This window comes from Robinsoniella sp. (assembly GCF_034124845.1).
Genome location: NZ_JAWYAJ010000143.1, coordinates 983 through 11,079, shown reverse-complemented (window position 1 = coordinate 11,079; position 10,097 = coordinate 983). Strand labels below are relative to the sequence as shown.

8 protein-coding genes are annotated in these 10,097 nt (G+C 44.1%); 7 read left to right on the top strand and 1 reads right to left on the bottom strand.

Translation table 11 applies throughout. The annotated features are described in order from the left end of the window. Positions 1-57: 57 nt before the first annotated feature. A complete protein-coding gene (locus ACH2DQ_RS06815; protein ID WP_394916149.1) occupies positions 58-909 on the top strand; it encodes a PocR ligand-binding domain-containing protein in 852 nt (283 codons plus the stop codon). Between the two features lie 35 nt (positions 910-944). Here ACH2DQ_RS06815 and ACH2DQ_RS06810 read toward each other — a convergent pair whose 3' ends face one another. Continuing rightward, entirely contained in the window at positions 945-3,209 is a 2,265-nt protein-coding gene (locus ACH2DQ_RS06810) for an extracellular solute-binding protein (RefSeq protein WP_394916148.1), read from the bottom strand. 323 nt (positions 3,210-3,532) lie between these two features. Here ACH2DQ_RS06810 and ACH2DQ_RS06805 point away from each other — a divergent pair, with 323 nt between their 5' ends. From ACH2DQ_RS06805 to ACH2DQ_RS06780, 6 genes are all read left to right on the top strand, one after another. Beyond that, positions 3,533-4,654: a sugar ABC transporter substrate-binding protein gene (locus tag ACH2DQ_RS06805; protein WP_394916147.1), complete on the top strand. Its 1,122-nt coding sequence runs from the start codon at positions 3,533-3,535 to the stop codon at positions 4,652-4,654. A 63-nt stretch (positions 4,655-4,717) separates the two neighbouring features. After that, positions 4,718-6,829: a glycoside hydrolase family 20 zincin-like fold domain-containing protein gene (locus ACH2DQ_RS06800; RefSeq protein ID WP_394916146.1), complete on the top strand. Its 2,112-nt coding sequence runs from the start codon at positions 4,718-4,720 to the stop codon at positions 6,827-6,829. A 22-nt stretch (positions 6,830-6,851) separates the two neighbouring features. Continuing rightward, a complete protein-coding gene (locus tag ACH2DQ_RS06795; protein ID WP_394916145.1) occupies positions 6,852-8,375 on the top strand; it encodes a sugar ABC transporter ATP-binding protein in 1,524 nt (507 codons plus the stop codon). Next, positions 8,368-9,333, top strand: coding sequence for an ABC transporter permease (locus ACH2DQ_RS06790; RefSeq protein ID WP_394916144.1), 966 nt, complete (start codon positions 8,368-8,370; stop codon positions 9,331-9,333). The genes ACH2DQ_RS06795 and ACH2DQ_RS06790 overlap by 8 nt, the downstream gene beginning before the upstream one ends. Before the next feature lie 165 nt (positions 9,334-9,498). Beyond that, positions 9,499-9,837 (top strand): L-rhamnose mutarotase, encoded by a 339-nt coding sequence (locus tag ACH2DQ_RS06785; RefSeq protein ID WP_394916143.1) that lies wholly within the window; start codon positions 9,499-9,501, stop codon positions 9,835-9,837. Continuing rightward, positions 9,834-10,097 (top strand): sensory rhodopsin transducer (locus ACH2DQ_RS06780; protein WP_395026081.1); only part of this gene is annotated, 264 nt, incomplete at its 3' end. The genes ACH2DQ_RS06785 and ACH2DQ_RS06780, both read left to right, overlap by 4 nt.

Here is a 10,097-nt window from a genome sequence, read left to right as displayed (position 1 = left end):
ATTAACAGGTAGCGAGGCTGCGGTCAGCACAGATTGTATAAAGCAGAGGATATGCCCATGAATCTAAGTTTAGACAATAAAAAACTAAAAGAATTAATGAAAGACTTCTATACGCTGACCGGAATCAAAATGGTCCTGTTTGACAGTGATTATCATGAAATTTTGTCGTACCCTCCGGGGCATTGTGCGTTCTGTGCAATCATGCATGGGAATCCGGTAACGCAGAAGCACTGCATCGAATGCAACCAAAATTCATTTGAGTACTGCAGGCGCAACAGCGAGTTGACGGTGTATGAGTGTCATGCGGGACTGATCGAGGCAACGGCACCGCTGAAGGATAACGGTATCATTATGGGCTATGTCATGTTCGGACAGATCACGGATGTTGCAAACAGGGAGGAACTTGTTACAAAACTTGAAAATGTCTGTAAAAAATATCAGATTTACCAGCCCGGATACGAAGAAGCATTTTCAAAAATTAAGTACAAAAGCCGTGAACAGATTCTGGCAGCGGCACAGATTTTAGAAGCCTGTACGTTCTATGTTTTATTGAAAGAAATGATCTATTTGGAAAAGGAACAGTTTTTACATAAATTAAATCAATATATCATAAGGCATTTGTCAGAAGATATAACCGTAAAAGATTTGTGCGATGCATTTAAAGTCAGCAGGAGCAGGCTATATGAAGCTGCAAAGCAATATCTGGGTGTGGGAATTGCAGAGTACATCAAGCAGAAGCGGATCGAGGAGGCTAAAGAATTTTTGAAAAACTCCTGTGATCCCATTACAGAAATATCAGAAAAAGCAGGATTTTCAGACTATAATTATTTTTGCAGGGTATTTAAAAAGATGGTAGGGATGCCGGCTAAAAAATACCGGAAAATATATCAGCAGGATGTAACGGATTAACCGTCATGTCCTGCTGATTTTTTAGTGCCAGATCTTCAATATTTATATTTGGATGCCAGTATTTCAAGTTCACTGTGCGTTCTGAAAATCGCTTCCTGGACTTCCATTTTTTCATCCAGGAGCGGATAAATCCATTTACAGACAATGGCATCGATTTCTTTTTGGGAGAGGATGACATTATTTTTTGATTTGGGAGGAAGCGTTGGCTTCGTGTATTTATAGGTTGCGTGGTACAGGGGAAGCCAGGGATAGAGCTTTATCAGTTCATCATTTGTATAGGTAGAGGTTATTGCAGACTGACCTCCAAGCAGGGTTAAATAATTAGCGACCTGTTCATCGCAGGTCCATTTCAGAAACTGAAAAGCTTCTTTCTTCTTGTGGGAATAACTGGATATACCCAGGCCCCAGCCACCCAATAAGGGACTTCTCCCTGGGATGTGATGATAGCCGATTGACCCGATCATGCTGCTTCTCCGAAGATCCACCACATCGGTTAAAAACGATGGATAAGTGATGAGCATTGCGGTATCCCCTTTCAGGAAGTCTTCCACCGCCACTACATCTGTCGCAGTGCGGTAGTTGGGTTTTGCGCATTTTACGGCACGTACCAGGTTAATATATGCCTTCAGGGACTGTGCAGAGTCCAGGCAGACATTCCCCCTGGAATCAAATAAGCCGCCTCCATATGCCCGCAGGCGCATATAGATCTCAGGAGAGAGACATTCATCATAGGCAGCCGGAATGGTAATCCCATAGTCAATTACGTTTGTCTCCGATGTAAAATATTCCGCAATGGTATTAAATTCCTTCAAAGTCAGCGGAGGCCTGAGGGTAATATTATTCTTCCGTTCATAAGCCGATTTCAGAGCTAAATTCTCAAATAAATCTTTCCGGTAGTAAAAAATCTGCGGCGCATACATATAAGGGATACCATAGTACCGCTGGTTAAAGCTGCTGAAATACTGCAGGCAGTCCGGGAAAAATATATTCAGATCAAAGGAGGACAGTTCTTCGGTAATATCCTCCAGTATATGAAAACTTGCCAGTGTGGAAAGCCAGGGCAGGTCATACATGATCACATCGTATACCTGACCCTCGGGCATTTTGTCAATATCCAGTATGGTTTCATAGAGGTTATGATGGGGAAGTATGGTAATCTGTGCATGTATGCCGGTCAGGTTCTCAAAATTTTTAAGCAGCCCCTCCAGAACATGAATCTGGGGAGTGTCTAACATTAAAATCCGGATGACCGTCTGTGGGTCTTCATCCAATGGGGGTTTTTCTTCTGTTATTTTCCGGTCGGAAAAAATCAGCCTGTTTTCCAATGCGGGATTTTTTAATATAATCTTTTCCGTTTCCTTCGTTAATGGTGCACTTAGCTGCTCAAATAAAAGAGAAGAGGCAGTCTGGCCCAGCTTCATGGCGGGGCGTGCAGCAGACATGGAAGCAAAGGAATGGGTATGGAGGTTCCAGTGCTCCTCGCCTAAGGAAAGGACGGGGATCTCCTGTTTGCCAAATCCCAGAATATTTAAGCCTTCAATGATCCCGGTAGCGATGGATTCTGAAGTGGCAATGATCGTCTCCGGTTTTTCAGTTTTAAATATATTAATCGTTTTACGAAAAGCATCTTCCTTGCCGGCTGTTGTCTCAATAACAGCAGCAGGATTGAAGGAAAGATCCGATTCAGCAAAAGCAGCCCGGAATCCTTCCATACAGTTACGCTCACAAGTATACTGCATGGGACCACTCATGAGAAAAATATTCTTGTACCGGTGTTCGATCAGATTCCTGGTCATGTACTGCACGATGGAATAATTATCAAAGGATACAAAGTTGGCATCCAGGCTATGGATATTCCGGTCGATCAGAACGATGGGCTTTTGGGCAGAGGTAAAGTGCTCGTAGTAGAATTTCCAGTTGTCCGGCTGGCAGGAAACCAGAATCAGTCCGCAGATCTGTTTTTTTAAAAAGTTATTTACAATGGTTTGTTCAAAGTCCGGAATATCGTAAGAAAAAGACAAGTTAATATAATATCCTGTATTTTGAAAAAAGTTTTCTATACCCTGAAACAGCTGCACATAATAGGAGTCATTGAAATTGGGCAGTATCACCCCGATGTCGGTATAGGAATTTGATTTCAGGTTTTTGGCAGGAAGATTCTGGGAGTATTGTAAAGTCTCCACGGCTTCTTTTATTTTAGCGCTGACAGCTTTGCTGACAGGCTTGGTGTTGTTCAGATAATTTGACACAGTAGCAATAGAAACACCTGCAAGTTTCGCAACATCTTTGATGGTAGCCATATCTGTAAACCTCCTGTTATATCCTAAATATAGTAAATCATGCGATACAGAGATGCCTGAAAATTCGATCTGGAATTCAATTCCGACATCTGCACGCTCTTTGAGCCAAGACACGGCGGGTGGCACTGGTATAAATATAAAAATAGCATAGATGGGAATTTTTGTAAAGGAGAGTGAAACGTTTAAATAAAATTGATTAATTATTTAAATGAAATTATTGACTATTATGTGCAATAACATTAAAATGGACTTGTCAAACACACAATCTTTCGTCAAGATGACGAAGAAAAAACTTTTCAAGAATGGAGAAGGAGGAATTACTAATGAAAAAGGCAATTGCATTACTTATGGGGTTAACAATGGCTGCAAGTATGATGGCAGGGTGTGGGACAGATCAAAAAACAACAGGTACGGAGGCATCTGTAGCAAAAACAGAGGCATCCTCTGCCGCCACCGCCGGGGAAACCCAGGCAAAAGAAACGAAAGCGGCTGATGGGAATACGGCAGGTGAAAAAAAGAAATTAAAAATTGGCGTATCCATTATGGAACTGACAGCGTACACCTGGTATCAGGGTGTGATCGATGGCTGTAAGCAATGGCTGGCTGAGAATGGAGAAAAAAATAATGTGGATATTGATTTCTCTTTTGAAGATTCCCGGTCTGATGTACAGACGATGCTGACAAATGTAGAAAATATGGTTGCTTCCAAATGTGACGGCATCATCTTGTTTCCGGCAGACGCTTCTTCCGCAATTCCTACGATGAAGCAGTATGTGGGTGAGGGGATTCCTTTTATCGTAGGCGATTATGCACAGGATGTAAAGTCTGACAGCGATGTGGTCTGGTCTACCTTCGTAGGTCATGATATGAAAGCGCTGGGAGAAAAAGCAGGACAGGAAGCGGTAAAGTATTTAGATACACTGGGAAAAAAGGATCCCACATGCCTGTTTATTTCACGTCCTACTTCCGGACAGGTGTCACAGGACCGTTTTGAAGGATTTAAATCTGCAGTCCTTGCAGCATACCCGGATGCAAATGTAATTGAAGAAGGGGATACCGGAGCCGGGAACCGAGATTCGGCACAGACACTTATGGAAAACGTTTTGCAAAGAGAGGCATCCATAGATGTGGTCTGCGGACACAACGATGCAGAAGTAGTGGGGGCTTACAATGCAGCGGTTGCACAGGGAAGAGAAGAAATTAAGTTTATCGGTATTGCGGGGGATATTGATGTACTTGGATGGATAGAAAAAGGAAACGACAAATGGCTGGCTGAGGTGCTTCAGGATCCCGTTGTCCTGGGGTATCAGGCAACAGATGCCATGTACCGGGTGCTTGTAAATAATGAAAAGCTGCCGGAAAAATATGAACTGCCGGAACCGGATGCTATAACCAAGGATAATATTGGAGATTATGACTGGAAAAACTGGTCATGGCTGGGCTAGTAGGCACTCGGGATGGCGGGGCAACAGCCGCCATTCCCGGCAAGGACGAGGAGGTTTAAGAATATGATTCATTTACTGCCGGAACCGAGGCAATTGGCATTGTTGGAAGGAACTACGGATGAGTTTAGCAGTATCCGGATATGGCACGGACAGGAGAGAGAAATTGCAGCAGATGTATTGGAGATTGCCAGATTAAGATTCTGGAATTATCCGGAAATCCATATTTTTCAGGGAGAGAGTGTGAAAGAGGGGGAAATTGGCATTTGTTTGATTCCTACGCTGGAAGGAATTGAGGTGGGTGCAGATGACAGGGATTTATTCCTCTCACAAGGTTATGTATTGGAAATCAGTCAGGACGGTATCCTGTTACACTATGAAAATAAGGAGGGATTTATCCATGGCATTACATCGGTGAAGCAACTAATCAGCCGTGGTATGAACGGAGGATTCAAACTTCCCTGCTGCCGCATTATGGACTATCCCCTGATTCCGGTGAGGGCAGTTGCCCAGACATTTTCCTGGTATGCCGGTTACGGGCGGATTGGGTTTGACAGCCAGCTATGGGGGTTCGAGGAGTGGGCGGAGTACCTGAATATCTGTCTGGATAATAAAATAAACCAGCTAAATCTGGTGCTGTACGGATACTGGCCCTTTGATCTGCCGGGGTATGAAGAGACGGTGTTCCAGAATATACCGGTGAAGATATGGAATGCTGAAAACAGGAAATGGCTGATCGTCCGTTATTCCCATCCAAATCTGGAAGAACCGTTCCTGGAGCGTTTTACCGCGCTGGCGCATAAATTGGGGGTAAAAATATTTGCCTATGCAGGGCTGAATTCTTACAATGGCGCCTACACCATCAAGCATCCACAGGCGAGGATGAAACCGCCGGAAACCGGAGAATATTTAAATGATTTTGATTCTCTGTGCTTAAGTTATCCGGGGACGGTGGACTATATCCTGGAATCAATGAGGCAGATAGCCAGAATCGGATTTGATGGATTTACCCTGGAGGAAAGTGAGGAAGGGTTTTGGTTCTGTGAATGTGAAACCTGTAAAAAGAGGTGGCATGAGGGAACCGCTTCACCGGGGGAGGCAAAACATAAGGCGAATATGTGGCTTCTGAACCAGATCTATACAGCCGTGCGGGAAATCAACCCCAATGCAGTGATTGGAATCCGGGCATTCAGACAGCCTCCGTTGGAAAAGAATCCGGCATTCTTAAAAGCCTGTGCAGAGTCCATGCCCGAGGATATCATGCTGTTCTGGGCGCCGGGTCTGTATGTCCCTGAAAGTGAATTCACCAAATGGTGTGAAGTATTTGGCAGGGAGCGTATCTGGGGGCGGGATACGGAGGCGAACTCCATCACCTCCACCATGGGGCGCCTGTACCGTACCTTTAAGTCCAATGTAATCCGGTATGAGGATGAGGCAAATGTGCAGGTAATTGAGACGGACATCCGACAGCACCAGGGCAGTGCAAAAATGAGGGTACACGGTATCAACGGATTTATGTTTGAATGGTATGGACTGTGTATGCATCTGTTTGCCCACGGCAATTATGGCTGGGGCTCCCAGATGGAGGAAGAAGAATTTTATAAACTGGCGTGTGAAATTAATTTTGGAGATTTGGGGGAGACCGTTCTCTATGTGATGAAAAATATGGTGACGATTCATGAGAGCCAGATTCCCCTTTTCACCACCCCCTTCCCATTCCAGAAAAATAAAATGACGCAGTCTGATATTCCGGCGATTATGACGGCAAAAGAGAACCATGAAAACCTCCTTGGAAAAATCCGGTATCTGCAGGAACAGGCAAGACAGAATCCCAGATTACGCTGCTGGCTGCCCCATTTTGACAAGTGGGAAAATGCGCAGCGCCGCAATGCCGTAATCATAGAGATGGTACTGAAAGCCCTTGATTATGAAGAAGAGGAAAACCCTGACAGGAAGGATAAACTGCTGGATGAAATTTTATATTTCAATGAACTTGATTTCGATATTGCAAAAGAAATGTTCTTTGATGTGAATCCCGTAGGCGAAACAGGGGTTAAAAGCTGTATGTTCCCCTATCATGAGATCAAAAGGCTGATACATAATATCAGACATCCCGAAGCACCGGATGCAGACATCATCTGCTCCGGGGTGGAAGCGCTTGGATGGCTGTGGCTGTAGAGTGTGTAAAGGAGTAAGTTGAATGACGGATAAAAAAACAGAGACAACACCACTGATTCAAATAAAAAATTGTACCATGGAGTTTCCCGGGGTAAAGGCTTTGTCTGATGTGGATTTTACACTGATGCCGGGGGAGTGTCATGCTCTGGTGGGAGAAAATGGTGCCGGGAAATCCACACTGTCAAAATGTATTACCGGTGAGAACCGGATGACTAAGGGAGAACTTTTTGTGAAAGGGGAGCAGATTAAGATCCCCTCTTACAGCGTAAAGGAATCACAGAGCAGAGGCATTGCCATCGTACACCAGGAATTTACCCTGATGGAAGATATGAATGGGGTAGAAAATATCTTTGTGGGGCGGTATAAGAGGAAACACGGATTCATCGACTGGAAAGCCCTGGAGGAACGTGCGAAGGAATTAATGGATTTTCTGCAATGCGAGGTAGATCTCCATGTGCCGGTCAAGAGGCTTCGGACGGCACAGCAGCAGATTATCCAGCTGGCAAAGGCAATACTGGAAAATCCCCAGATTATCGTTTTTGATGAACTGACTGCTGTACTGCAGGAAAAAGATATTCAGAATATTTTCAGAATTATCGACATTTTAAAAAGCAGGGGAATCGGAATTATTTATATTTCCCACCGACTGGATGAGGTCTTTGCCTGCTGTGATTCTTATACGGTCTTATGTGACGGGCGTTTCATTCATGCGGGAAAGGTAGCGGATATTGACAATGCCAAGCTGGTTAAAATGATTATCGGCAGGGAGTTGACCAATGTCTATCCAAAACTGAATGACGATCTGGGTGAGGTGATTCTGGAAGTGAAGGACCTGTCATCACCAAAGGCATTCAAAAATATCAATATGGAAGTCCGTGCCGGTGAGGTAGTAGGGCTGGCGGGACTTCTGGGTGCCGGTAAAACGGAACTGGTACAGGCAATTTTCGGAAGCCATCCGGTGACAAAGGGTGAAGTACTGATTAAGGGAAAGCCTGTGAAAATCAGGAATCCGCTTCAGGCTATGAAACTGGGAATGGGGCTGGTGCCGGATGAGAGACGGACCCTGGGTCTGAACATGAAATTCAATATCAAAGATAACACCACGTTAGCTTCTATGCAATTATTTAAAAAAATGAAAATCTTCCAAAATCATGAAGAAGAGCTGAAAGCATCCTATGAAATAAATGAAAAAATGAATCTGAACTATTATTCCTTATGGCAGAATGTAAAAAAACTGTCCGGTGGAAATCAGCAGAAAATCGTCATAGCCAAATGGCTCCTTCGGGATACGGAAATCTTCCTTTTGGATGAACCCACCAGAGGAATTGACATCGGTGCAAAATTTGAGATATACCAGCTGATTCATGAACTCACCAGGCAGAATAAGGCAGTTATTCTGGTATCGCCTGAAATGGAAGAACTCCTGGGACTTTGTAACAGGATCTATATCATGTATGAAGGGGAAATGAAAGACATGGTGGAAGGCAGGCGCAAGACGCAGGAAGTGATTATCAATAATTTGTTAGGAGTGAAAACGGATGAATGATTATAAAGTTAAATCAAAGAGATATACCAAAGGAATGAAAACACTGCTGAATGACTGGATGATTGCATTTTTATTTGTTGCACTGTTTGCCCTGTGCTGTTTAAACAGTGATTTTCGTACCACGACCAATATCATGAATGTGCTTCGTCAGGCATCCTTTGTAGCTATTATAGCCATGGGAGAGTTCTTTGTAATACTGATCGGTGAAATGGATATGTCCATTTCCTCTACCATTGGTATGGTATCCATCTTCTTTGCCGGATTTACGGTGAATATGGGGCTTCCGATCTGGCTGTCATTTTTGCTGGTCATTCTCATAGCCGTGGTGATAGGCATTGTAAACGGGTGCCTGGTTGTATACGGGAAAATGCCTTCGTTTATTGCCACTCTGGTTATTATGAATATGTTAAAAGGAATCAATTATATCTATTCCGACGGGCTGCCCATATCCGGATTGTCCGAAGATTTCGGACAGATGGCACTTGGGAAACTGGGAATTGTACCCTATGCAGTCATTCTTATGGTTGTGGTTGCAGTCATTTTATATGTATTTACCACCAATACCGCTGTGGGGCGGAGCTTCTTCGCAGTGGGCGGCAACAAGGAAGCATCCAGACTGAGCGGGTTAAACGTAAACTTTATTGCGATTCTGGCATTTGTTATGTGCGCAATATTGACAACAATCGGAGCACTGGGACTGACATCCAAGACCCTGTCGGGCAATGTCACTCTGGGGGATAACCTGCTGTTTGATGTTATGACGATTTGTGTGCTGGGCGGAACTTCACTTACCGGAGGGCGGGGAAGAGTCTTCGGTATCGTAATCGGTGCCCTGTTCTTACAGGTTATTTCTAACATTATGGTTCTCATGGGAATCAATACATATTGGCAGTGGGTAGTAAAAGGAATCATTCTGGTTGTGGTAGTACTGATTGACTCTTTCTCGAAAAAGGAATAGTGCGCAAATACGTCACTATATAGCACCCGCTATCTGCGCCGGCTGCACGACTGTGAATCTAGCCGTAGCCCGCTACGCCGTTGATTCACAGACGCACACCTGACACAGATATCAGGCACTATATATCGACGTATTTACGCCGGGAGGCACAAGTGGGGATATAAAATGAAGATATTCGGACAAATTGGACGGTTGAAAAGAGATAAAATCACGGAGTACCAGTCACTGCACGCAAATGTCTGGAAAGAAGTCATCCAGGTAATCCGGGCGTGTAACATAGAGAATTATTCCATCTTTATTGAGGATGATCTGGTGTTTTCCTATTTTGAATATACGGGCTGTGATTATGAAAAAGATATGGCGTTCATGGAAGCAGATAAAATGACACAGAAGTGGTGGACCTATACAAAGCCTTGTTTTGAAAAATGTGCATTTTCTGCCCACAGTGAATTTTATCATGATATGAAACAGATATTTTATCTGGGAAAGGATAAAGGAAAATGAATTATGGGAAAAAGGTCTGGGTCTTTCCGGATGCAGAGCTTCCACCGGAAGGGTTAAACACAATCCCGGGACATGAATCCGTTATTATAACGAATACCGGGCTGGCAGATGCCCACGTTTCTATAACGCTGTTATACACGGACAGCCCTCCGGTAAAGGACATTCAGGTAACGGTAGAGGCTCAGAGGGTACGGTGTCTCCGGACAAATGAATCCAAGGATTTTGGAACGCATACCGCCCGTTTTGAGCAGCAGTATGCC